General features: G+C 36.8%; 20 protein-coding genes and 1 tRNA gene. 16 read left to right on the top strand and 5 right to left on the bottom strand.

Annotated elements, in window-relative coordinates:
- The first annotated feature begins 11 nt into the window (after positions 1 to 11).
- Positions 12 to 85, top strand: a tRNA-Ala gene (locus JML65_RS16465).
- A 275-nt stretch (positions 86 to 360) separates the two neighbouring features.
- Here the strand turns inward: JML65_RS16465 and JML65_RS16460 are convergent.
- Positions 361 to 819, bottom strand: a complete 459-nt coding sequence (locus JML65_RS16460) for a YdeI/OmpD-associated family protein (protein ID WP_317194082.1) — start codon at positions 817 to 819, stop codon at positions 361 to 363.
- A gap of 115 nt (positions 820 to 934) precedes the next feature.
- The gene (locus JML65_RS16455; RefSeq protein ID WP_202271457.1) at positions 935 to 1,900 is read right to left on the bottom strand and encodes an alpha/beta fold hydrolase; all 966 of its coding nucleotides are present in this window, start codon (positions 1,898 to 1,900) and stop codon (positions 935 to 937) included.
- Positions 1,901 to 2,685: 785 nt separating this feature from the next.
- On the opposite strand from JML65_RS16455, the gene JML65_RS16450 reads away from it, so the two are divergent.
- The 15 genes from JML65_RS16450 to JML65_RS16380 all read left to right on the top strand — a co-directional run bounded on the left by JML65_RS16450 (position 2,686) and on the right by JML65_RS16380 (position 18,414).
- A complete protein-coding gene (locus JML65_RS16450; protein ID WP_202271456.1) occupies positions 2,686 to 4,833 on the top strand; it encodes a type VI secretion system Vgr family protein in 2,148 nt (715 codons plus the stop codon).
- A gap of 2 nt (positions 4,834 to 4,835) precedes the next feature.
- Positions 4,836 to 5,657 (top strand): hypothetical protein, encoded by an 822-nt coding sequence (locus JML65_RS16445; protein ID WP_202271455.1) that lies wholly within the window; start codon positions 4,836 to 4,838, stop codon positions 5,655 to 5,657.
- Positions 5,654 to 5,935 (top strand): hypothetical protein, encoded by a 282-nt coding sequence (locus JML65_RS16440; protein ID WP_084084378.1) that lies wholly within the window; start codon positions 5,654 to 5,656, stop codon positions 5,933 to 5,935. The genes JML65_RS16445 and JML65_RS16440 overlap by 4 nt, the downstream gene beginning before the upstream one ends.
- A 7-nt stretch (positions 5,936 to 5,942) precedes the next feature.
- The gene (locus JML65_RS16435) at positions 5,943 to 7,436 is read left to right on the top strand and encodes a DUF4280 domain-containing protein (RefSeq protein WP_202271454.1); all 1,494 of its coding nucleotides are present in this window, start codon (positions 5,943 to 5,945) and stop codon (positions 7,434 to 7,436) included.
- Positions 7,437 to 7,471: 35 nt separating this feature from the next.
- Positions 7,472 to 7,741: a hypothetical protein gene (locus JML65_RS16430; protein ID WP_202271453.1), complete on the top strand. Its 270-nt coding sequence runs from the start codon at positions 7,472 to 7,474 to the stop codon at positions 7,739 to 7,741.
- A complete protein-coding gene (locus JML65_RS16425; protein ID WP_202271452.1) occupies positions 7,723 to 8,367 on the top strand; it encodes a hypothetical protein in 645 nt (214 codons plus the stop codon). Before JML65_RS16430 ends, JML65_RS16425 begins: the two co-directional genes overlap by 19 nt.
- A gap of 707 nt (positions 8,368 to 9,074) precedes the next feature.
- Positions 9,075 to 9,494 (top strand): hypothetical protein, encoded by a 420-nt coding sequence (locus tag JML65_RS16420; protein ID WP_202271451.1) that lies wholly within the window; start codon positions 9,075 to 9,077, stop codon positions 9,492 to 9,494.
- A gap of 307 nt (positions 9,495 to 9,801) precedes the next feature.
- Complete coding sequence (locus JML65_RS16415; protein ID WP_202271450.1) at positions 9,802 to 10,425, top strand: hypothetical protein; 624 nt, start codon at positions 9,802 to 9,804, stop codon at positions 10,423 to 10,425.
- Positions 10,426 to 10,514: 89 nt separating this feature from the next.
- The gene (locus JML65_RS16410) at positions 10,515 to 11,486 is read left to right on the top strand and encodes a hypothetical protein (RefSeq protein ID WP_202271449.1); all 972 of its coding nucleotides are present in this window, start codon (positions 10,515 to 10,517) and stop codon (positions 11,484 to 11,486) included.
- Positions 11,487 to 11,836: 350 nt separating this feature from the next.
- Positions 11,837 to 12,466 carry a hypothetical protein gene (locus tag JML65_RS16405; protein WP_202271448.1) on the top strand — a complete coding sequence of 210 codons (630 nt, stop codon included), beginning with the start codon at positions 11,837 to 11,839 and terminating at the stop codon, positions 12,464 to 12,466.
- A gap of 106 nt (positions 12,467 to 12,572) precedes the next feature.
- Positions 12,573 to 12,740 carry a hypothetical protein gene (locus JML65_RS16400; protein ID WP_202271447.1) on the top strand — a complete coding sequence of 56 codons (168 nt, stop codon included), beginning with the start codon at positions 12,573 to 12,575 and terminating at the stop codon, positions 12,738 to 12,740.
- Positions 12,741 to 12,837: 97 nt separating this feature from the next.
- Positions 12,838 to 13,638: a trypsin-like peptidase domain-containing protein gene (locus JML65_RS16395; protein ID WP_202271446.1), complete on the top strand. Its 801-nt coding sequence runs from the start codon at positions 12,838 to 12,840 to the stop codon at positions 13,636 to 13,638.
- A gap of 69 nt (positions 13,639 to 13,707) precedes the next feature.
- Complete coding sequence (locus JML65_RS16390; protein ID WP_202271445.1) at positions 13,708 to 14,508, top strand: hypothetical protein; 801 nt, start codon at positions 13,708 to 13,710, stop codon at positions 14,506 to 14,508.
- Between the two features lie 336 nt (positions 14,509 to 14,844).
- A complete protein-coding gene (locus tag JML65_RS16385) occupies positions 14,845 to 17,205 on the top strand; it encodes a TonB-dependent receptor (protein WP_202271444.1) in 2,361 nt (786 codons plus the stop codon).
- A 6-nt stretch (positions 17,206 to 17,211) separates the two neighbouring features.
- Positions 17,212 to 18,414, top strand: a complete 1,203-nt coding sequence (locus JML65_RS16380; protein ID WP_202271443.1) for a hypothetical protein — start codon at positions 17,212 to 17,214, stop codon at positions 18,412 to 18,414.
- A gap of 200 nt (positions 18,415 to 18,614) precedes the next feature.
- Here the strand turns inward: JML65_RS16380 and JML65_RS16375 are convergent, their stop codons facing one another.
- The 3 genes from JML65_RS16375 to JML65_RS16365 form a co-directional block, all read right to left on the bottom strand.
- Positions 18,615 to 20,738 carry an outer membrane beta-barrel family protein gene (locus JML65_RS16375; RefSeq protein WP_202271442.1) on the bottom strand — a complete coding sequence of 708 codons (2,124 nt, stop codon included), beginning with the start codon at positions 20,736 to 20,738 and terminating at the stop codon, positions 18,615 to 18,617.
- Between the two features lie 10 nt (positions 20,739 to 20,748).
- On the bottom strand, positions 20,749 to 21,957 hold the full coding sequence (locus JML65_RS16370) for a PepSY-associated TM helix domain-containing protein (protein WP_202271441.1): 1,209 nt from the start codon (positions 21,955 to 21,957) through the stop codon (positions 20,749 to 20,751).
- Positions 21,958 to 22,448: 491 nt separating this feature from the next.
- Positions 22,449 to 23,174 carry a YoaK family protein gene (locus JML65_RS16365; RefSeq protein ID WP_047492933.1) on the bottom strand — a complete coding sequence of 242 codons (726 nt, stop codon included), beginning with the start codon at positions 23,172 to 23,174 and terminating at the stop codon, positions 22,449 to 22,451.
- Between the last annotated feature and the right edge of the window lie 193 nt (positions 23,175 to 23,367).

The raw sequence follows: 23,367 nt of genomic DNA, 5'->3' as shown, positions 1-23,367 counted from the left end.
GCTTCAAAAAAGGGGGATTGGCGCAGTTGGCTAGCGCGTTTGACTGGCAGTCAAAAGGTCACGGGTTCGAATCCCGTATTCTCCACTTTGTGTAATTGAAGAAGTCTTCAAAATACGCTAAAAACTGATTAATCCTGCAAAATTCATTTTTGCAGGATTTTTTTATGTTAGCAATCGCATAATTTTCAAATAAGCTCATAAAGTTTGTGGCAAAATCGTGGTAATTAATAAATTTTGAAAAACAAAATTTAATCCGATTTAATTAATTTGTTATCAATATGTTATTTGTTTTAATGATTGGATTCAAAGGACCTTTAGTTCGACTTTTATAAACTTTATAGTTACCTGTTTGAGTCTTTTCTATCGTAAATGTTTCGGTTTAAGATTCAGTGCTGCACTTTCTACAACTTCCTCTATGCGCTTTTGTCTGGTTTCCTGTTTTTTGACGAGGATAATCCAGCCCAATATTATTTTTCTTGTTGATTTGCTCAAACTTAGAAAATAATCTTTCGAGCCATTGTGTTTTTCGAATGCCATTTCTAAGTCGTTCGGAATTATCACTTCTTCTATTTCATCCAAGATTGTCCAATATCCGTTCTGTTTCGCAATCTCAACACTTTCGTAGCCCTGTTTTGTCATTCTTTTGCTGTCAATAAGCTGCTGAACTTTTTCTTTGTTGATTTTTGACCAGTTGCTTTTAGGTTTACGTTTGGCAAAAAACTGCATAAACGAGATGTCGTTAATCTTTTTCCTTGTGCTGTCAATCCAACCGAAGCAAAGAGCTTCGTCAACAGCTTCACTCCAACTTAATGATGGCACATTCGACTTTTTTGTATAACAGACAAGCCAAACAGATTGGCTGGATTGATGGTTTTTTTCTAACCATTGTCTCCAATCTGCTTGACTTTGCGGACAATATGTATCTATTTCTTTGTTATGCATTCTGCTGTGCTAACCATTTTAAAATTGATCCGTTTGTCTCCTCCGGTTTTTCCTGCTGAATCCAGTGACCACAATCCAGACTGACAATGTCCAGATTAGGAACGATACTTCTCAGATTTTCAGACTTTGGAATCGTATCCTGTTCTCTATATATCATCAGAGTCGGCTGATGAATGATTGGCTTTACGTTCGCCATAAGGTGCCAGTTTCTATCAAGGTTTCTGTACCAATTTATAGCTCCGGTAAACCCGGATGATTCAAAGGCAGACACGAATACGGATAGTTCACTGTTTTCCATTAGGGGCTTCCCAAAAGGTTTTTCTGCTCTTGCAAGATTGATCATTAGCATTCCCGGAGCAGGTGGAGCGGGAGGTATATCTTTGCGGAATATGTTATGCAGGAACCGGGATGTGTTTTCATTCATTATAGCATCTGCAATTCCCACGTGCTTATTGAAATGAACAAAATAAAAGTCTTCTCCAAATAGGGTTTCCATAAATTCAATCCATGGTTGCTCTCCTCGCTCCTGATAAGGCAGAGCTAAGTTTATTATCTTATTGACCCGTTCAGGATACAGTAGTGCCAGATTCCACACAACATTTGCACCCCAGTCATGACCGACAAAGATGGCATTCTTGTATCCGTAATAATCGAGCAGCGCAATAAGGTCACCAGTCAGGTGTTCTATATCATAATCAGTTACTTCGGTTGGGCAAGATGAGTTACCATAGCCACGTTGATTTGGGACAATGACATGATAACCTGCTGCGACAAGAGCTGGTATTTGATAACGCCAGGAAAATGCATGTTCCGGAAAACCATGACAGAGAATGATCGGTTTCCCTGAATTTTGTTTTCCTGCTTCAAATACTTCTAATACAACACTGTTAACTGAAATCATGGTAGGTTTTGGAAATTCGATTTGATTGGATGTTGTACTAGATGATGTGTTTCTCATGTTTTTATTGCTTAATAAATTATTATGAAGCAAATTTAAATCTGATTAGTGACAGCATCATGTCAGTAGCCAGAAGTATTTTAGTGATAACGATCAAAAAACTGAAACAGCTACTGGGTTTCTGTGTTTAATTATAGCAGCTGTTCAGTTATCTCTAAAAACAACTTTTACGTATAAAAATTGATTCAAGACAAAGTTAGATGTAATAACCTGGCCTAAGTAAACCCTTTTATTCCATTGCTATTGTATTTTATAACTAGAACTGGTTCAATAGGATTGACTTCTTTAGGGGGAATACTGTAACAGTTATTGTTTTTAATTATAGTTGCAATCGTATAATTTTCAAGTAAACTCGTAAAGTTTGTGCCAAAATCGTGGTAATTTGAAAAGTAATAGACGAGTTCTTACCCTAGAAATTAGTGGAGCTTAGTAAGATTCAATATATCTGTTCTAATTATCTATCTAATTAATTGAATCGTAGAACTACTACACTTTTTAAAGTTTCATGTAATTCCTTTTGCCGTGAATTTCTAAGGTGTTATATTGCGGGAAATAAATCACAAAAAAAATTATGGAAGAATATGAAAATCAGTCCAATAAAATAATTCGTTTACATTTTTAAGAAGGAGTTTTCTCGTATAAAATTCCTCACGTATTAAACTCAGACCAGTCTTAATGTACTTTTGCAAGAGACCAGCAAATTACCTGATTGTTCTTCTGATTTAAAAGGTCTCACCTTTAAAAAGGTTAATATCGAAGTAATCACAACTGAAAAAAAACATATCATGTTTCAAGAAGGAAAGAATCTTCCCAAGCCGGGAGTAGATTCAGTCAAGACAGATTTTGCGAGCAAAATCCAAGAAAAGGCGAATATCCAAGAGGTAAAAAAAATTGCTTCCAAGGTTAAGAATTCTGTAAATACAGGAAAGCAGTTCCTGAACCAGCCCTTAGTACCAACCCAACCAACTATAGTTCAGGAAAAAGTCTGGGCAAAACAACCTACCTCAAAGATTTTCAATGCTCAGGCAATACCCGAAAGTGATATTGTCGGAATCAATAGAGTAGTACGGCTAGACATACATGTCGAGGGAAAACCAGTTAAGTATTTCAAACATTTTAAGCTTTCCCAGAGTGCAGTAAAGCATCATGAATTTGATCTTATACTTGCCCATGATACCTTAGGTGATGCAGAAAACCATAATCTTGAAGAGGCTCAGAATTTTTTAGGAAAAAGAATTACTGTTGTCTTTAAATACAAAGATGTAGACAGTGGACCGGAACGAAATTTCGTCGGGGTTATTACTGAGGTGGGTTTCAGTCAGGAAAAAGGAAGTCTTGGCAATCTGGTATTATCAGGTTACAGCCCAACGATCTTGTTGGATGCTGCACCACACATTCAAAGTTTTGGAGGAGCACAGCCAATCAGTTTAAATTCAATTGCTAATGACATCATAAAGGAGGGACTTGGGCTAGGTAAATATGATTTCAGGGTAGATGCCCGCCACGGCAATGTACCTTATAGCTCACAATATGAAGAAACGCACTATAATTATCTTGCACGAATAGCAGAAGCTTATGGTGAGCAGTTTTTCTACGATGGTGAGGTTTTGCATTTTGGGCAGTTACCTCCACAGGAGAAACCGGTAAAGCTTACCTATGGCAGTAATTTAAGTGATGTCAAAATCAAAATGAAAGCGCAGCATGTCAACCCTTCTTTCTATGGTTATAATAGCAGCAAGAATGAAAAGTTCAAAGGCGGCGACGCTAAAATTAATCATACTTCTGACATTGCGAAACGCGCTTATGAAATTTCAGAGAGAACATTTCAAACTCCATCACTAAGAGTGGCTCCAATAAAAGCATCATCATTTATGGATATTGATGCCTCTCAAAAAGGAACGGCTGGAAGCAAAGCAGCAGAAGTATTTATCACTTCTGGAAATACAACAGTACCTTTTCTGTATCCAGGTTGCATTGCTGATATTGAAATGCGGAAGACTGATAGTAATGAAACATCTTACTTTACAAAATTAATGTTGATAGAAGTGACTCATGAAGTTGATGCCCGTGGGTATTACGATGGATCATTTCAGGCCATAGCATCTGATACCGGATTTATTCCCAGACCAGAATTTAATACACCAGTGGCTGAACCACAGTTTGGTAAGATTATCTCTAACACAGACCCGCAGAACCAAGGACGTGTCCAGGTTCAATTGGACTGGCAGGGTGGACAGGATACTACAGAATTTATCCGTGTCATGTCTCCTGATGCAGGAAGCAGTGACAAAGTTGGTAAGAATCGGGGATTTATGTCTATTCCAGAAGTGGGGGATCAGGTTATCATAAACTTTGTTCATAACCATCCAGATCGACCATTTGTTATGGGAGGGATGTATCATGGCGGTATTGGAGCAGGTGGTGGCACAGGGAACAATATTATGTCATTTAGCGGTAGAAGTGGTGCTGAACTGAAATATGACAATGGAGCAGGTTCTATGAATTTGAAAGATCAAGGTGGCGCCAATATGCATTTTGACGGAGCAGGAAATGCAACAACGAGTGCAAATACAAATCATACTGTAAATGCAGGGAGCACGAATATTATCAATGTTGGCGGAAAAAAAGATGCTCCACCACAATCACTGCTAAAAATGGATGCTGGTGGAAACATTATACTGGATGGCAAGACAAGTATTACTTTTCAGGTAGGTGGAAATAAAATTGTGATAGATGGAAAAGGAATTACGGGGACAGTGTCTAAAGGAAATATGAGTTTTGATGCTACAGCAGGAACTTTTACCATCCATAGTAAAGGAATCATGGATATTAAGACAGACGCAGACTTAACTATTGATAGCAAAACATCAAAGATTAATTCCAGTGGTCCAACCAATATCACAGGCGCAGACGTTGAAATTAATAAAGGATAATTATGGAGTTTGGTATTCAGGATATTGGAAAGAAAAGGAGGTATTCATTTTTAAGGGAAGAGCGATATCGTTTCCAGGGTTTGGCCAATGAAAACCATGTTGAAATGGGAATCGAAGTTAATCTTTTATCAGTTAGCAATGGAATCCCAACTTTCAAAATAAATATCTTTCGATATAAGCAAAGTAACTCTGAAGGCGCGTATAGATGGGTAGGTGACATTCATGAAATTAGAAATGAATTAATCTGTACCCTCAATGAAAATGGACAACTAGGTTCAATCCTAAATATTGATGACATACGCAGCAAGTGGCAAACAATTAAGCCTGAATTGATGAAAAGTCATAAGAGGGAAGAGCATAAAAACATATTTATTACTGGGATCTCAGAACTTTTGGATGATCAGGAAAAGTTTTCCGCTTCAATGCGATTTGCTCAACCTTATCTTCTTTTGTTTCCTGGTATTCACAATAAGATGTTCAAGAAAGATGAGCCATTTAAAGGATATCGTGAACTTCCAAATTTTCTGGCAGCAGAAAATGTACCCATTATTACAAAAGAGACTCTGTCAGAATTGAGTGATGGTAAATATCAGGTTGAAGTTAAGGGCGAAATTGATGAGGAGCATTTTGAGCAGGATAAAGTTACAGCAATGATCAGGATACTTAAAAACCGCCCGCGGGTTCCGACAAAGTTGGAATTAGGATATATGGAACGCTATCGTTTAGATGAGTGGCCGTGGTCTGAACAAAGCATGTGTATGAGTATTGCAGAAATTCCAGGTACACTATATCGTGAAGAAAAAAACATACTGAAAGCCATATGATTTTTAAAATTGAGGATATTGTATTTCAGAATGACCGGTATTTTATATTGTTGAATGATAAAGATGCTGAAAAGCTGGCTCTTATATCTTGTCTGGATATCTATGCAGATAATACTAAGATCAAACGCTTGCAGGGCTGTATTGTTTCAGAAATATTAAAGATTCCAGATTTTACTGTCTTGGAATCTAAGGAAGACCTAAGTGAATTGGAGCGGATTTTTAGAAAGATAAGACTTGTAGAAATCAGCACCTGCGTTAAGAACGTTAATAAAAAATAAGTGGATCATGGCCAAAAAATATGTGCCGGAGGGGGCATTTCTTGCCTGCGATAAGGGTACAAGCCCGTCGACACTCAGAGTAAGCTTTAATAAGAATACGACGATTTACGATGTACCGATGGCTACAGAAGCAGATAAATTTCCATTCTTTCACCTGAAGCCAATGGGACTTTGCACCTGCCCAGCAAAATGGGCCACAGGAGTAACCTGTCTACCAACCACGCTGCAATGGGACAATCCTAAAGATGGTGTGAAAATCAATGGCAATCGAATGCTTTTGGAAGATTCAACCTGTAATTGCATATTTGGTGGGAAGATCAGTATTTTTTTTGATAGAGCCACAGCGGTAGCTTATGGTGTAGGTGAAGGGAAAATGCCCAGTGATTATATCAAAGAGGGGTTCGATTGGCTTGAACAGAAGACAAAAGAGAGCCGAGCTGACAGAAATAAGATGATTCCTGATTGGATGAAACCTATAGCTGGGGCAAAGGATTGGTTTGATGATTTGGGAACAGGATTGGTTGAAGGGGCAGTAAATGGTGTTGTAGGACTTGGAGAAGTAATCTATCAAGTTGGGCAAGATCCTGTAGGAACTGCTGAAGCTATTGGCGGAATGGTCAAAGATGGCTACAAAGGTGTTAAGGATGCCTATACTTGGACCACTACACCTGGAAACTTGGAAAAAGCTGCCAATGATTCTTGGGAATGGGCAAATAAAGAAGAGAATTGGGATAAACTAGGCGATGATATCGTTAAAGGTGCTCAAAAAACAGGGGACTGGATTGCTAATAACCCACGAAAAATTGGAAACACAGTAGGGGAATTTATTCCTGATGCTGTTGCTGCAGTCTATACCGCAGGAGGTTCTGTTGCCGCTACTGCTGGAAAAACTGTCTTAAAAGAAGGTGCTGAGGTTGTGGTGGAAAAAACAGTCAAAGAGGTTGCTGAAGCTGGCGCCGAAAAAGTGGGTAAGGAAGCTTTGGAAGCCGGTGCTAAAAAGGGAATAAAGGAAACCTTGGAGCAGTTAGCCAAAAAAGAAAGTGATGATATTGCTGCAGTGGTGACAAGGGAAGCAGATGAATTAGCAGCTGATGCTTTAAAACAGGCCGATGATCTTGGGGATGATGTACTTAAAAAATCAGATGATGTTGCTAATAAAGGTGACGATGCTGTAAAGGCGATTCCACCGTGGAAAGGGCCGACAGATTATTCCGGAATTAATACAAATAGGTTCAAAATTAAACCAAATGCTGATTTTACCCCAGCTCAGAAAAAAGCAATTTATGATGCGAATATGAAACATAATGACGGTATCTTACGTAGTGATTTAGATGGAACTGTGTTGGAAATGCCGCAAAAAAGTGTTAAAGGTGTCACACCATCACAAACTGAGGCACAAGTTGACCATATTAAGGCAAAGTCAAAAGGAGGAAGAAATGATCCAAGCAATAATGCTCAGGTTTTGAGTAGAGAACAAAATAGAGCTAAATGGGATAGCTGACGTTTTTTTTGTAAATTCGAATAAATAATTAAATTATGAATATTAATGAAATACCAGGGAATACACCTGTAATAACCACAAAGTATGTAGTTGAAAAAACTTCAGATATTGTTTATGTATCGTTTGATGAAGAGGGTGATTTCCAAGTTTTTAGTGATGAAGGTGCAGATATGGATAATGTAAAAGTAGTGTCACTAAGTCAAATTCTCGAATTAGACAAAAGTGTAACGCAATTAGTTGATATAAATAAAGGAGAGAAATTCTATAGAGAAAATATAAATAGTATATGGCAAAAAATACAGTAAGCAACGAGGCGATAAAAGAATTACTTGGTTCTGAAAAGAAAAGTGATTTAAGAAAAGGTGTAAAATTAGCTGTAAATAATGAACTAGTCGACTTTGCAGATGATCTCTTTATCATCCTGAAAACTTCTATCTCAGATGCTAAAATGTGGGAGGTAAATTATGATATCATCAGACTTTTAGGAAAAGCAAAATATCATCAGACAATCCCTATTCTTGAAGATATTTGCCGAAAAAATGAAGATCATGATATGGTAACCAGCGCTGCTGCTACTGCATTAAGTAGAATTAGGAGAGCAAACATAAATGATGTTCAGGAAGTTCAAAGGTTATTAACTTTTGGGAAGTTTGCTGTTATTGATGGAGCATTAAGGTCGATGGGAATTGATAAGGTGATACCTAACGAGAACGAAATTAGCGAAATAATTGGTTTTATCAATGCATTTGAGCCAAAGATCGAGAGAGGATATGCAGATATCAGAGAAGGACTTGCGGTTGCAAGTGCAGGTTGGACAAAAAATGAAACTGTCAATAAATTTTTAGATGATTGTTTGCAATCTGGGGATAGTGCGTTATCAAAGCTGGCTAAAAGTTCAATGAGTGGCAAATATGCTGATATAGACTACTAGATCTTTGGATATTATATTTTTTTGATATACCCTCTTGCGTTTTAATAAGGTTATGGAGAATATATTACTATGAATTTATATGAAGACTATAAAAGCCTGACGCAATCCTTTATGGGGAAAATAGTTTTTCAAAAAATTCCTTTATTTAGGAACTTGTAGACCTTGAAATAATTGTAAGCCAAAGATAAATGTATCAATACAGAATTTTATATTTATAAGCAAATGCTACAGATGTACATAATGTTTTTTTAAGTATTCGGGGTCAATGTCTTTTACATAACTGTGCTAGCATTAATAATAAAGTCCTTCCCAAAAAAGTTACAAACTTTTTTGGGAAGGACTTTATTATGATCATATAGGTTTCTACGTCAATTTTTCCAGATCAAAACTGCATATCCTAAATAGTACTTGTTCATTAATTCAAGGAACGCTAAACAGTAGAAACAAGAAAACAATGATTTTACCCAAGTCAAGTTATAATTGCCGAGGCAAATATTTTTCTAGGGAAGTTTAGAGACAAAAGGCTTATGTCTATTTTGACTTAGATTATGGTACACAAACAGAAGTCGTAGATAAAATAGGGTAAGAAGAGCTAAAACGAATTGAAGGATTAATTTTAGCAGAAGTAAAGTAACTGCGGATCCGAAAAATTGCTATCTTGCTCATTGAGAATCAGATAAATCTGGGCACGGCAAGGAAATAACAATATGGAAGTAAAAAATCGGAAATTAGCTGCAAAATTAGAGGATTTAATAGAAGAGTCAGAAAGATATTATGAAGAGTCAGATTATGAGGGATTTGTTGAAGTCTCCTTAAAAGCCTGGAATGTATTGCCAATACCTAGAGAAATCTATGATGAAAGTTATCACATTGCAGAAGGTTTAGCGGAGGGATACCTGTTAATCGGTAATCATGAAGAAGCCATCAAATGGGCAGAAATTATGGGGAATTGCGATATGGAAAGAGCAGATGATGGTGCGCGTGAATTTGTTTTGGGTAAGATGTTGTTTGAAAGTGGAGATATGGAAAATTCTAGAGAAAAATTTGTATTGGCTATGACAAAATCTGAAGGAAGGGTATTTGTTAATGAACCGAAAAAATATATAGAATTTTTAAAGAAAACGTAACTATTCATATCTTTAGGTAAAGAATCATATATGAGGAGAGCTGAACGAAGAACTGGCGGAAGATGCCAGTAGATGTATCAGTTTCTGGGAAATTATAAGGTTTTATAAGAAACTTTTGATACTGCGCTAAATTATACTGAGAGACACCGAGTGCTTGTCTGGGGAAAGATTATTTGAAATTGAAGAGCAAGAAAAGCAGAAGGTAACCTACTAAGTGCCCATGTATTAAAGGAAAAAGAGTTTTTTAAAGGCGAAGAAGAAAAATACTATAGCTTGTTCAAGCATATTATAGAAGGTATAGAAAAGCATGAAAACAACCTCCAAAAGGATACATTCCATCAAAATGAATAAATGGCCTATTTTATCTGGCACGGTTGTGTTATTTCTATTTGCTACAGCATGGAGCTGCAACTATAAAATTAAAAATAAAGAACCCAAAGAATCTTCTGACATTAATACTGAAGTGCAAAAGGAAGTAAGAATAGCAGCCTACCGGACTTTAAACGCATGGCTTGATCAAGGGATCGAAGGTATTCAGTTTTTACAAAGCAGTGAATGGAAAATTGGAGACCGAATTTTTCTTAATAGTAGCAATAATAAAGGTTTTCTGTTACTACTCAACCAAGATAAAGTACCACAGGCCGAGCTGGATTATGTTCAGGTTTTGTACGCTGTTAAAGAGGGAGAAAAATGGGATATTTATCTTGCGTCCTTACCCAATATTATCATCCCCAGAAAAAAAGAAAACGGAATGTATATTCGGAATTCATTTGGTCAATTAGCCGCTGTAGGAGAGCGGGAAATTCACCGCTATCTAAGAAAAGGCGATGAAACTAATAATGATAAAGGCATTAACAACGAATTCAATGAGGATCTAAAGAAAAATAACAGGCTTTTTCTATCAAAAAGAATCAAAAAACCTAGTAGTTGAGTGTCTAATATAATGGATCAGTACTTTATTACTGCAATTACAATTGCCAAGGGCGAAATGGGGAACTAATAATATCAAATGGATGAATAATGGGAAAGTTAATTATAACAAGTTTATTTTTATTGTCAAACCTGAGTGGTTGTCAGCAAAAGCAGACAATTGCTTCAACAATGGAAAATCAAGATCAGCTTATAGATCAGAAAATGCTCGATATTTATAAGCAGGTAAAAGTATATGATTATAGTCCATTATATCAGGTGGAATTCAGCCAGGATGCATGTGGGTATGAAATTTTAATCAACGATATACCCTTACATCGCTATCTATTTTTAGGCAGTGCCAATATGCAGCGAATTCCAATCAATGATCATATATTGAGAAGTGGACAGCAGGAAATTACGATTCGTTTGTTTCCTCCTCAACTTAGCGATGAAAGCTGGTCACCAACATTTGTTGAAGCTTCTAAGTTTAAGATTAAGGTATTGCGTAGCAAAGCTGATGGACCTTTGAACGACTATAAACAGATTTTTGAATTTAGTACCTCCACCAAACGAGGAACAGAAAACTTTCTGGCCACGGGACAAAAAGTCTTTGAATTTAAGGGAACTTTTGTTGCTGATGTCCCATACGAATTAGAAGGATGGCACAATTCCAAAGACCTTAGTCGAGAAAATAAGGATGAATTGCTCAAAGAGGCTATTTCTGCCTACAACAGGTTCAGAAATATATTGATAAAAAAAGATGTGACCGGCTATGCTTCGTTAATGTATGATAAAGAAGTAGAATTGGCAAAGGCTTACTATTGGCACACTTCCATCGATTCTAAAGAACGGTGGAATGAAATGAGTGGTACAGTTCGCGAAAAGAGAGAAATTTTACCTTTAAAAAATTTTAAAATGGTGCTCTATGCTGGTGGAAAAGTGTTGGCATTGCAGCCGACAAGTTTATTGTATAAAGACTACCTATCTGCTATTCATACTCAGACAGATAGTGAAGATATTCAAGTTTCATTCCTACTCCATAAAAAGGCAGGCAGTAATAAATTAACTGCAATCCGATAATAATTGGTGAAATTGGCTGGAGAAGGGGAACTATTGTTTTAACAAAAAGTTTATATCTACTGTTCATTTAAACGGTCTGATATTGCTTTGATTATTAATTATTTGTCAAAATGATGTTTGAAAGTGGTTTGGAAGGATTGGTTCGAATTCCTCTCTTTCCGCAAATGCGTTTAGAAAACGATAAATAAAGATTTTACAAAAATTGTGGCAAACAGAGCTTCAACCACAAAAAAAACTGATAAATACACAAAAAAATGAGAAGGTTCGAATCCCGTATTCTCCACTATAAATAAAAAAGAGTTGTAACTAAAGATATTACAGCTCTTTTTTATTTATTATATTTACTAAGTATGGATAAAGAAACTGTCAGGTATATTATAAAATATTTTAGCAATCTCATGGCTGACGATGAAAAGTTAGCATTAAAATACCATATGTATACCTATAAAACCTCTGATCATCCCAAACTGAGAAGTATGATGATAGAAAAAGCTTGGTTGCCTTCTGAGTCTGAACTCCCTCTTTTTCTCAAAACCAGCTATGAGGAGTTTGAGTTAAATGTAGTACAACGAATAATGACTGAAGCCTCAGCAAAAATATTTTTTAATACATGTCCAACATGTAATAAACTGGCACGTACCCCTTACGCAAAACAATGCAGACATTGTGGGTATGATTGGCACAACCTTACCGCTGCTCAATTTAAAATGACCAGTTCTTTCCAACTTACAGGAAGATCGTTTTTCTTGCTTGGCCAAATTGTAAAAGGAGAGATTAAAAAAGGACAACGGATAGATTTAAGAATACTAGGAGTTAATAAAAAACCTGTCATCGAAGCCATTGAGTTTGCCCGTAAAAGTAAAGACGGACAGGTATGGGAAGAAATAGGGCTTGGAACAGACGACTTGACAGAGGACGAAAAACAGTATTTAAAAAATACAGGATCTTTTTCAATGCCAATTGATATCCTTTGTGAATAACCCTTTTGTGTACTGCTAAAATGGGGCGGATTGAACTGTATATTTTAATCGAATATTACATCAATATGAGGTAATTAAAAGGGAGAATGTGATATCACAATAATAGATGAAAGAATTCTACAAACAGCTCAACAAAGAAGCGAAGTTATTTGAAATGCTCATATCTGTTAACGGAAACCAGCCATTATTTAGCCAAAAGGCAACAATGGAGAAAGCAGGAATAAAGGACGTGGATAAGATGCAAGAGGAAATAAAGAAAGAAATACCATTATAATCAAAGGCGCCAGATCAATAAACAAGCATGGGATTTCAAAAAGATTTAATTTGCTAGGCAGTTATTGCTTTTTATATATTTGTTAAAAAACTTATCCATGAGACAAATGACAGAAGCTAATCTGGCATATCCAGTATTGGTGCAAATTGAAGGATCATCCGGGACTGGATTCTTCTTAGAGAAAAATAATAAAACATATTTTGTAACTGCCAAGCACGTTCTATGTAATAACAATAGTTTTAAGGGAAACGTTGCAAATCTTACATTTCAAGCAAGGAATAGTGATCCTTCTATTTATTTTCCAATGAAATTATCACTTGATCTACAGTTGCTTTTGGCAGATCAGCATGCAGCAATTAATCCAACACGGGATATTGTTGTAATATTAATTATAGGAAACAATGCAAATGAGGGAGAATTTGTCCACCCTGTCCGAGGAATAAACATATCTGGAGACTCACAAGGAGGTTTTACAAGAATACCGGAAATTTCTATCAAACAATTAAGCGAAGTAATAATAGCCAATGATATTTTTATTTTTGGATATCCTGTATCAATTGGATTGCAAAATAGTCCACAATTTAACTACGAACTCCCATTGACTAGGAAGGGAGTTGTTAGCCAAGTACACGCGCCTAATAAGACTATTATATTAGACTGCCAGGTTCATCCAGGTAACAGCGGTGGTCCTGTAATACAAGTTACAAATACAGGTACACATTTTCAATATGATGTAATAGGTGTACTAATTCAATATGTTCCTTATGTGACAGAAATTAATTTGGGTGGCGCAATTTATTCCTATAGCGGTAGGAGTGTAAATGATTTTAAAAATTCAGGATATTCCATTGCTGCATCAATGGATTTAGTCCTGGAGACAATTGATATGCTTAAGTAAATGCAACTTTAAATTATGGCCTTCTCTTTGAGATGGCTTTTTGTTATATTTGTGGAAATGCTAAAAGTAATGGAAATATCATATGGAGAAATTATTGGTTGGGCAGGAGGTTTATCGGTTATTATTTCAGGGGTAGGCACATGGATAAGTCAGCTTATACTAAGTAAAAGAACTGAAAAATGGAGATCAAGCACTGAGATAAAATTGAAAGTGCTGGAAAGTCAACTTTCAGAAAAAACGTCAATGTTAAATAATTTAATTGACATTCAGAAATCCAATTACAATTTTAGTCAAGAAAGAAGAATTGTAGCAATAGAAACTGTGTGGAAATTATATAACGAGTTTATGTTCAATCTTCCTGAATCAATTAGGACTGTTAATAATATAAGACCTGAGGCTTATAGTGAATACTTAAATAAAACAGAGTTTAAACCTGATGAGGACATTAAAAAAGACATGTTAGATATTGAAGAAAATGAGACTTTTGCAGTACTTTTCAGCGATATGAGGGAAACCCTGACTTACAATAGGCCGTTCTTAGGTGAAGATTTATTTTACCTAATAAATACTAATTTCATGTTTGTAATAAAGATAATTTGGAATATTATTAAAGGTATTGAAGATAATAAACTTGAACATTGGCAAACGGATGGCTATCTACTTAAATTAATTGCGAAAGTAATTCCAAAGGAAGAATATGATTTTATTATAAAATATAAAAGACGTTCTTATAATTATACCTTGGATCTTTTCCAAAAATTAATAATTGAAAGCATGAATTCACTACTCTCCGGCAAACTTGCCTCAGAACATACAATAAAACATTATAAGGATATAAGGGTGCTTTTGTCAGAATTTGACAAAAATTAACATGTTAACAAAGTAGGACGCAATCAGGTAATGCCATTTCAAAAAACCAGCATTAATCTAAGAGTAAGAAAATAATTTATCCTTGTTTTATTATCAAAATTCTATAAAAAATGGGTCAATTGATAGAATTCGGTTTTGTTATGGAGATGACTTATTTCATATGGACAACACTCCATACTCTTGTTTCTTAATGGTTGTGTTTGAATCTAAGCTATTTACAGTTTTTGCTTAATATTGTTTGTTAATGCTAATTAGAATAATTAAAAATAAATAAGTCTTTTCCTTTGGGAATCCATAGGGAACCTTTAATTTTGCTGTTTATAATAATTATAAATAATGAAATTATATCAGCGTATTTTTATCTTTCTCATTTTTATTCTTTCAATTTCTCTTATTCGGGCACAGGATACTGGTTTTTCGGTTCAGGGAGTTGTACAGGATCATACAAAACAGGGGCTAAGCGGTGTGAACATTTTTGTTGAAAACACAAAAATTAAAACACAAACCGATCAAAACGGAAATTTCAGGATTAGCTACAAAAAAGGAGAAGCTGTATTGATCTTCAGTCTGGATGGGTACAAAAAGCTCAGAAGGAAAATGAACTTCAGCGGCGAAATATCTCCGGTCAGTATTCAGCTGGTTGCGGACCAGGCGGCTGTAGAAGAGGTCATAGTACACGGAAAAGGTAAAGTGAAAGCACTGCAGGACGGTGCTTTTACTGTGAATGCTATAGATGTGGCTAAATTGGCCAATACCACAGCCGATCTTAATCAGGTTCTGAACAGAACCACAGGGATTAAAGTTCGCCAGCAGGGTGGTATAGGTTCCGACTATAACTTCTCTATCAACGGAATGTCTGGTAAAGCCGTGAAGTTCTTTATAGATGGTGTTCCTTTGGAAATGCTTGGAAAAGGGGTAGACCTGAGTACACTGCCTGTCAACATGGCAGATCGTGTAGAGATATATAAAGGTGTGGTTCCTATTCATCTGAGTACTGATGCAATGGGGGGAGCGGTTAATATTATTACTCCCGGAAGCAGCAGGAATTATCTGGATGCCGGTATAAGTGTAGGATCTTTTAATACACAGCGTATCAATCTGAACGGACAGTTTAAAGATGATAAAACGGGGATTATCCTGCGCATCAACAGTTTTTATAACCACTCGGATAACAACTATCTGATGAAGGATATGAAAATCTGGAATGCTGCCAAAAATGAATATGAGTTTAGAAATCTAAAACGTTTCAACGACAGATATCAATCTGTTTTTGGGATGGCTGAAGTGGGAGTTGAAAACAAAAGCTGGGCAGATTCTTTCTTTGTAGGAATGTCACAATCACTTTTCGATAAACAGATACAGACGGGCTCTAACCAGGAAGTAGTATATGGTGGGGTAAAGCAAAATGGAGAAGCTTATAATTACTTTATGAAGTATAAGAAAGCCAACCTCTTCAATGACCGTCTGGATGTGAATGTGTATGCCGGTTTTTCTAAAAGTGTCCAGAAAGCAACCGATACCCTTATGCGTAAATATAGCTGGGATGGTAGTTTCGAGCCTTCTGCTACCAGTGAAAAAGGGGGAAGAAGTATAATAATGCAGCATGAAGACCGCCTTTATTCACAGGTAGGCGCTACTTACAGAATAACTGAGCATCATAAGCTTATCTTCAATTATGTACTCGATTATCTTAAGAATACCACATTCAATCAGCTTGAAGAACGGAAAGAAGATGTACCTCCGGCGAAGATGACCAAGCAGATTTTGTCTATGGCTTATCAACAGGATTTTTTTAATAAGCACTGGACGAATATTTTCTTTGGTAAATATTACAGTGTAGGACTGCAGAAAATGGTTTTCGATCCGGTAACCAGAACTGATTATCCGGCAAAAGATAATTTTAGCAACTGGGGATACGGTTTTGCAACCACTGTAAGAATTACGAGAGAACTGGGGATAAAAGGATCATTTGAACGTTCTTACCGTTTGGTAGAGCCACAGGAAATCTTCGGAGATGGGGTTGCTGTAACCAGTAACATGAATCTGAAGCCTGAAACCAGTAATAATGTAAACGTTGGTTTGTATTATAATCATCATTGGGGGCAACATGCTTTCCGTATAGAAGGTGCCGGATACATACGGGATACAAAGGATTTTATCTACACGGTTCCTAATTTGTACAACAGTACTTTCAAATATGAAAACCTTTCCAATATCTTTACCCGAGGACTGGAAGGAGAGGTGAGTTACCAATACAAAAGACTCCTGAATGTGCTGATGAACGTGAGCTATAATAAAGCTTATGACAATACAAAATTTGCCAACAACAGTGAAGATGTAGTTTCAGCAACTTACAAAAAAGATGTTCCCAACCAGCCTTGGTTATTTGGAAATATGAATGTAAGCATTGGTAAGGACGACTGGCTGCAGAAAGACAGCCGTGTAGAGCTTTACTACGGACTACAGATGACCGAGTGGTTTTACAAAAACTGGAAATCCTATGGGAATCCACAAAATATTCCGGTGATTCCCAGACAAACTTTGCACAATATAGGGATCAGCTACTCCATGAAGAACGGAAGGTATAATTTGGCCTTCGATGTAACCAACCTCAGTGATGCGCTGGCTTATGACAACTTCAAACTTCAGAAGCAGGGACGTGCTTTCTACATAAAATTCAGATATCTACTTAAGTAAAAAACGATGACACAATATTTTAAAAACAGTATATTTTTACTGCTCGCATGTTTATCCATCATTAGTTGTGAACGCGAACCAGGCTCCGGAGGCTCCGAAAGTGGTGAAAAAGATTATCAATATTTTCTGCTTTCCGCATTAGGAAGCTGGCCCAATACCGTACATTATATGACGGCTACCAACGACCTTACCAAAGGCGAAATGGATATTACCAAAGAAGGAGACGAGATCAACTCCAAAGGAACCTATTCTTATATTGTTAAAAACGGGTTTATCTATAACTATAAAACAGATCAGGGAATCTTCAAAAAATTTAAATATACTCAGGATCGGCTGACGACTGTAAAAGAAGTTCCTTTTACCTATATCAGTGATATATCCAGCTATGTATGGATAGATGCTAATACGTTGGTTATTGTAGGAGAAACAGGCGATGGTCAGCATATACGTTATACTGTTTTCAATACTTCAGACCTTAGTATTATCCGTCAGGGGGAGATTGAAGGATTTCAGCCTTTCCCAACAGCTTATAATTTTTATTCGCTGGGTGCTATGACCTATATGGATGGACATATCTATTTACAGTATAGCTTCCGCAATGGTAAATGGATCACTCCGGATTATTATAATTTTGCGGTAATCGATTATAAAAACTTCAAAGTAATCAATTCGGTAACTGACAGCCGAAGCTCTGGTGTGGCTAATGGATCGCCTTATTTCAAAACTACTTTTACCAAGGATAATGAAGCCTTTTACTATACCTGCTTTCCACGTGTAGGAGCCGGATCAAATAAAATTTACCTTTTCAGGGCTCTTAAAGGGGCAACTTCGCCAGATCCAGGGTATCAGATTAATCTTACCGATCTGGTAGGAGGTAAATCTCTGGAAACAGTGATCGAGTATATGGGGGATAATAAGATGGTGGTTCTCTACCGTGATCCGACATTAGGGAATGCCTATAATGGCCGCTATGCTATTATAGATATCGAAACCAAACAAGTAGTGCGGGTATTGGATGAACTGCCGGGAGATGAACCTTATGAACAGGGGATGTTTGTTCGGAATAAAAAGTTATACATTGCTGTCAATGCCAATAAAGGAGGGAACTATGTATGGATCTATGATCTGCAAACTGACAAAATAAGTAAGGGAATGAAGCTTCCGGATAAGATTTCTGGATTTGCCCGTTTCGATAAGTTTTATGACTGATCATAGCCTATCAATTTCGTTGAAAATATAGCCTATTAATTTGATTAAAAAGCTGTTCTCAAAATTATTGAGAACAGCTTTTTTTGTTTCTGCTTAAACCACCACAGCTCGGTTAGAATAACGACAAGTAATGTAAACTTTTTGATACTACTAAGAGCCAAGCCTTGTCAAGGTTACTAACCTTGACAAGGCTTTATGTTCTAAAGCTTGTAATTGAATGAGAGTGTTACCACTCGGCTGTCCAGATTGTATTTCTGTCGGATAGTAGAGCTGAAGTTATCTCCTGTTACACGGTAATTATTGGTTTTTAATAAGTCTGTCACTGCTAGTTTTAATGTTGCTTTATCCTTCCATAATGTTTTTGAAACTCCCAATGTCAGGTCAAAGTAAGCATCGCGGATAAACAAACCAATATTTGATTTCGAGAAATATTGGGCGTTAGCCTCTGCTTTTATACCTTTTGCAATGCTGAAACTGTTTTGTGCATTGAGCGTAAAGGCAAGTTGTGAACTGTTTACCGCGTAATTCTGGTAATTGCCTTTGTACTCAGTATTGAATACATTAAGCATGGAGGTAAGCGACCAAAAGTTGAAAAGTTTTGTCGTAGCCGTTAAATTGGCACCATAGACATAAGACTTGTTCAGATTGTCCTGAGTTTTCACCAGGATTCCTGTATCCGGCTGGTAGTTGTATACTTCCGTCATTACGTCGTTTGTGACACTGAAGTAAGCTGATGCTATAATGTATTTCCCCCAGGTATACCCCAATTCTGTGGCGTGTGTAAATTCAGGATTTAAATTTGGATTTCCTTGCCAATAGTTGAACGGATCATCATAAAAACGGAACGGATTGAGGTCAAAGTGGCTCGGCCTGTTAATCCTTTTACTGTACGAAGCATAGAATCCATGCTGATCATTGACCTGGTATTTGATGGATGCACTTGGGAACAGGTTCGTATAATTTCTTTTTCGCTGTTCCTGGGATGTTTTCTGGTTGATATCCGTGTCGGTCATTTCCGTTCTCAATCCCAGTTGGAAAGTCCATTTGGTCAGATTGAATTTATAATTGGCATACAATGCGTGGATCTGTTCTTTGTAAACATATTCGTTACTTGCCTGATTATCATGTATCCATTCTTCACCCTGCTGTATAAAATACTCCGAGGGGTTATTATTAGACTTTATAGTAGATTTCAGTCCTGTTTCCAGACTGTGTCTTTCACTAAAAGGGAGGGTAAAGTCTACCTTAGCATTGAAGACTTTCAGGCGGGAAGCGATATTGCCTCTTCTGTTGTTAAACTGCTCTGTTCCCTCATTTACCAATGCATCTGAAAACTGATTCTGGAGGGAAGTGAAACGCGAAGTTTCGTATTCCAGATCTACATCTACCTTATACTCTTTATCATTGAAAATGTGTGTTCCCTTTAGATTATAGGTGTAATCGTACCAGTTTTCTTTGCTTTTATTATCTGAGACTACCTGAGCAAACAGATGGTCTGCAGGTTGAAATATACTGTTTTCACCTTTCGAAAAATCTTCATATCGTCCTATTTTAGCATCGAATAAAGCACCGATACTTGTTTTGTCACTGAAAGCATAATCCGCTCCGAATTTAAAGTTATTGGAGGTTAAAGGCTCATTCGTTATAGAATGCTGATCTGTTTTCCGCGTCATTTGCTGAGGTTGTTTCTCATCGTAGAAAACCTGGCTAAAGTCCCGTCTTTCTTCCTCCCCACGGAAAGTATAACTATAGTCCCCATGCAGAGAGAGTTTCTTATGGGTATAATTGAGGCTCAACCCGGTATTAAGTCTGTTTTTTCGGCCTCTTCCGCCGTTCAGATAATAGGTGCCGCTAATTCCTTCCAGGGAGCTCTTTTTCAGGACAATATTAATGATACCTGCATTTCCAGCAGCATCATATTTGGAAGAAGGGTTGGCAATAATTTCAATATTTTTCACTAAAGTAGAATTGGTAGAGCGCAGCAGGTTAGCAAGCTCCTTAGTCGACAGGGAGCTCAGTTTACCATTAATCATGACACTGACTCCTCTCTTACCGCGTAACGATAATTCGCCTTCCTGCGAAACCACTACACCTGGTGTTTTACCCAACAATTCCAATACAGTAGTTCCATCGGATAGGACACTGTTTTCTACATTAAAAATCATCTTATCGGCTTTCTGCTGAAAGACTGCTTTGTTTCCTTTGATAACGATACCGCTAATTTCTGAAGTTTTTTCTGTCTGCAAAGAGTCGTTTTGGCTTTCCGTTTGTCCGTAGGCATTCAGGCTCGCCATTAAAGGTAGCCATATATAGTGTTTCTTCATGATAATGGATTTAGGTTGTTGTTTTCTTTTTATTTCTTCGGCCCCACCAGATCATAAATCCGGTTACCGGCAATGAGGCGCAGAATAGACTCATGATAAAAGCCAGTATTTTGCCGGGCATTCCGAAGAAGGCTCCCACATGCAAGTCATAGGTAGCATCTGTAGCCCTTTCAGCCATAGGTTTGTCTTCGTGAGGACGGCTAAAGAGAATCTTCCCCGAATGTTCATCGAAGATCATCATGGAAGATTCGGCATAGGTGAATTCTTTTTCCTTGATCCAGATGCTTAGGTTATCGTGTTGGTGATCTGCCTCAGCATGATCTTCCAGATCAATTCCAAAGGAATAGGCTTTCGGGTAATGGGTTTTTACCTGTTCTATGATGCGGTCTATCGTTGTTGTAGTTTCCACAGATTCCGGAGCGGTAGTTTTGTACTGGCTGTAATCCGGAGTTGCAGAGGAAAAGCCGTTCAGTAATGCATATAACCACAGTTGGGTAATACGGAACGAATACATAATCCCGGTAATGGCTACAACAATGGCCAGAAAGGAAGAATAAAAGCCAAGGATGTTGTGTACATCATAGTTTTTGCGTCGCCAGCCTTTTACCTTTTCCCAACGGAACCATAGGCGCTGTTTGCTCATCTTTTTATTCTTCGGCCACCACAGGATAATCCCGGTAATCAGCATGATCACAAAGATAATCGTGGAGACCCCCACAATAGTACCTCCAACTTTATTGCTCAGCAAGAGTGAACGGTGCAGGATCATGCAGATAAAGAAAGGATTGTTTTTTACATCGTATATCTCAAGGACTTTTCCGGTATATTGGTTTACATAAACGTTTTTATAGATAATAAAAGTATTGAAGTGGTTCCAGCCATCCCGGTTAACTTTAAGAAGACTGAATTGGTAGGAGCGGGCAGGGTCTATAGGAATGGTAACCTCCTCTGTTTTTACGATCTCATTTTTCAACTGGGTATTGACCAGGTCTTTTAGCTCTCGGATAGGGATAGGCTTCTTATGCTGAATATCTTTTTCCCCATGGAAGGTATGTTCCTTACGCAATGCAGCCGTAATATCTTCATTGAAAACAAAAAAAGCCCCTGACAGAGAAACAATCAGTACAATAATGCCGGAAAGCAGGCCAAGCCACAGATGAGCTTTCAGAATATATTTTTTGAAGGTTCCCTTTGACTTCTTTTTACCGGTCTGCTGCATTTCTATTGTTATTTAGTCTTATTAAAAATAAATGAACTGCAAATATAGCTTTATTTGTATAATTCCAAACATTGGGAAAGCGTTATTTCACCTGAAAAACCTGATTTTTATTAGGATTTAAGAGGTTTGATCATACAACAGGGGCGATTAATTTCTAAAAGGAGAGATTAAAGGACGACAATGTGTGTATCTACGTAAGTGCGAAAAAGAAGTTTTTTGTAATTCATAGATATATTGTATTCCCTACTACAGAAGTCTATAACTTTTAAATTATTTATTTAGAAGTTAGGGCTTTTGCCTGTTAATAGATTGATAAAAACTGAAGCAGCTGCTACTCAATTTTAAGGACTGTGAACATTTTGTAACAGCTGCCCAGTCATTACATACATTACATTTGATACACAAACTTAACAAAGACTTAGAGAGTTGGGAGTATACAAATCATTCAGGAACTTGCTGGTTTTGTTACCACCGGAAGTTTATCATACGACTTATCTTAATTTTCTTTTCAGATAATAATAACGGTATAAAATACTGTCACTCCAGACTATAAAAAGAAGAAATCCGGAGGTAAATAATAAAGTCTTTATATAGAATACTTTGTATAATAGTCCGCCTATAATACATCCACAGAAAAAGCATAGGATAATGGCAAGTTTCAAAAAAATGCTTTTTTTAATCTGCCGATGTCTTATACCTACGTTCTTAAAAAACAGTTGTGATAGGTCAATTCCCAGATCAGTAAATAAACCTGTAAGATGAGTTGTTCGCACTACCGACAGAGATACTCTGGTAACCAAAGAGTTTTGGATTCCCATTGCAAAAAGAAGTATGTAAGCAATACTATCCTGTGAACTGATAAGCTTCATTTCTTTAAAACCCGATAATCCTACAAAGGTGAGAAGTCCGGTTTCTATGAGAATAGGAACCAGATGCGGGCGCTTTTTATTATGAGCTGATAAAAATTCAACAATAAAGCTGGAGATAAAAGAGCCCATTAGGAAAAAGAATATAAAAAGCAGATATATAAAAGCCGGGAGGTGTTTTTTAAATAATATTTCCTCGGAAAAAAAAGCAAAGTGTCCCGTTATATTGGTAGTGAGGATCTTTACAGATAATACCCCTACAATATTTACTGTACCCGCTACAAAAGAAAGAGCTGATGCAAGTTTTAAATTATGGAAATAGGTTCTTCTTTTCCCTTTATGCCGAAACATCTGTTCTGTATTATTTAAAAATAAAAGCCTTCAATTTTGGAAAGAAGCATCATTATATTTAAGCTCATTTCTCTAAGAAAAAAGTATTACTACAAAAAAGATTGTAGTAATACTCCCAAAAAAATATATAATATCCAGACCGCATATCATGGGCAATACTGCCTTAATTGCTGATTTGTCAGTTGTGTAATCA

It is taken from the genome of Chryseobacterium sp. KMC2 (genome assembly GCF_016756935.1).
GTDB lineage: Bacteria > Bacteroidota > Bacteroidia > Flavobacteriales > Weeksellaceae > Chryseobacterium > Chryseobacterium rhizosphaerae.
The sequence above is the reverse complement of the archived record's forward strand: the minus strand, read 5'-3'. Positions and strand labels throughout refer to the sequence as shown.

Excerpts from the sequence above, each read along its gene's own strand:
- JML65_RS16455 (WP_202271457.1), bottom strand. The coding sequence starts at position 1,900 with ATGAGAAACACATCATCTAGTACAACATCCAATCAAATCGAATTTCCA.
- JML65_RS16450 (WP_202271456.1), top strand. The coding sequence starts at position 2,686 with ATGTTTCAAGAAGGAAAGAATCTTCCCAAGCCGGGAGTAGATTCAGTC.
- JML65_RS16445 (WP_202271455.1), top strand. The coding sequence starts at position 4,836 with ATGGAGTTTGGTATTCAGGATATTGGAAAGAAAAGGAGGTATTCATTT.
- JML65_RS16440 (WP_084084378.1), top strand. The coding sequence starts at position 5,654 with ATGATTTTTAAAATTGAGGATATTGTATTTCAGAATGACCGGTATTTT.
- JML65_RS16435 (WP_202271454.1), top strand. The coding sequence starts at position 5,943 with ATGGCCAAAAAATATGTGCCGGAGGGGGCATTTCTTGCCTGCGATAAG.
- JML65_RS16430 (WP_202271453.1), top strand. The coding sequence starts at position 7,472 with ATGAATATTAATGAAATACCAGGGAATACACCTGTAATAACCACAAAG.
- JML65_RS16425 (WP_202271452.1), top strand. The coding sequence starts at position 7,723 with ATGGCAAAAAATACAGTAAGCAACGAGGCGATAAAAGAATTACTTGGT.
- JML65_RS16420 (WP_202271451.1), top strand. The coding sequence starts at position 9,075 with ATGGAAGTAAAAAATCGGAAATTAGCTGCAAAATTAGAGGATTTAATA.
- JML65_RS16415 (WP_202271450.1), top strand. The coding sequence starts at position 9,802 with ATGAAAACAACCTCCAAAAGGATACATTCCATCAAAATGAATAAATGG.
- JML65_RS16410 (WP_202271449.1), top strand. The coding sequence starts at position 10,515 with ATGGGAAAGTTAATTATAACAAGTTTATTTTTATTGTCAAACCTGAGT.
- JML65_RS16405 (WP_202271448.1), top strand. The coding sequence starts at position 11,837 with ATGGATAAAGAAACTGTCAGGTATATTATAAAATATTTTAGCAATCTC.
- JML65_RS16400 (WP_202271447.1), top strand. The coding sequence starts at position 12,573 with ATGAAAGAATTCTACAAACAGCTCAACAAAGAAGCGAAGTTATTTGAA.
- JML65_RS16395 (WP_202271446.1), top strand. The coding sequence starts at position 12,838 with ATGAGACAAATGACAGAAGCTAATCTGGCATATCCAGTATTGGTGCAA.
- JML65_RS16390 (WP_202271445.1), top strand. The coding sequence starts at position 13,708 with ATGGAAATATCATATGGAGAAATTATTGGTTGGGCAGGAGGTTTATCG.
- JML65_RS16385 (WP_202271444.1), top strand. The coding sequence starts at position 14,845 with ATGAAATTATATCAGCGTATTTTTATCTTTCTCATTTTTATTCTTTCA.
- JML65_RS16380 (WP_202271443.1), top strand. The coding sequence starts at position 17,212 with ATGACACAATATTTTAAAAACAGTATATTTTTACTGCTCGCATGTTTA.
- JML65_RS16375 (WP_202271442.1), bottom strand. The coding sequence starts at position 20,738 with ATGAAGAAACACTATATATGGCTACCTTTAATGGCGAGCCTGAATGCC.
- JML65_RS16370 (WP_202271441.1), bottom strand. The coding sequence starts at position 21,957 with ATGCAGCAGACCGGTAAAAAGAAGTCAAAGGGAACCTTCAAAAAATAT.
- JML65_RS16365 (WP_047492933.1), bottom strand. The coding sequence starts at position 23,174 with ATGTTTCGGCATAAAGGGAAAAGAAGAACCTATTTCCATAATTTAAAA.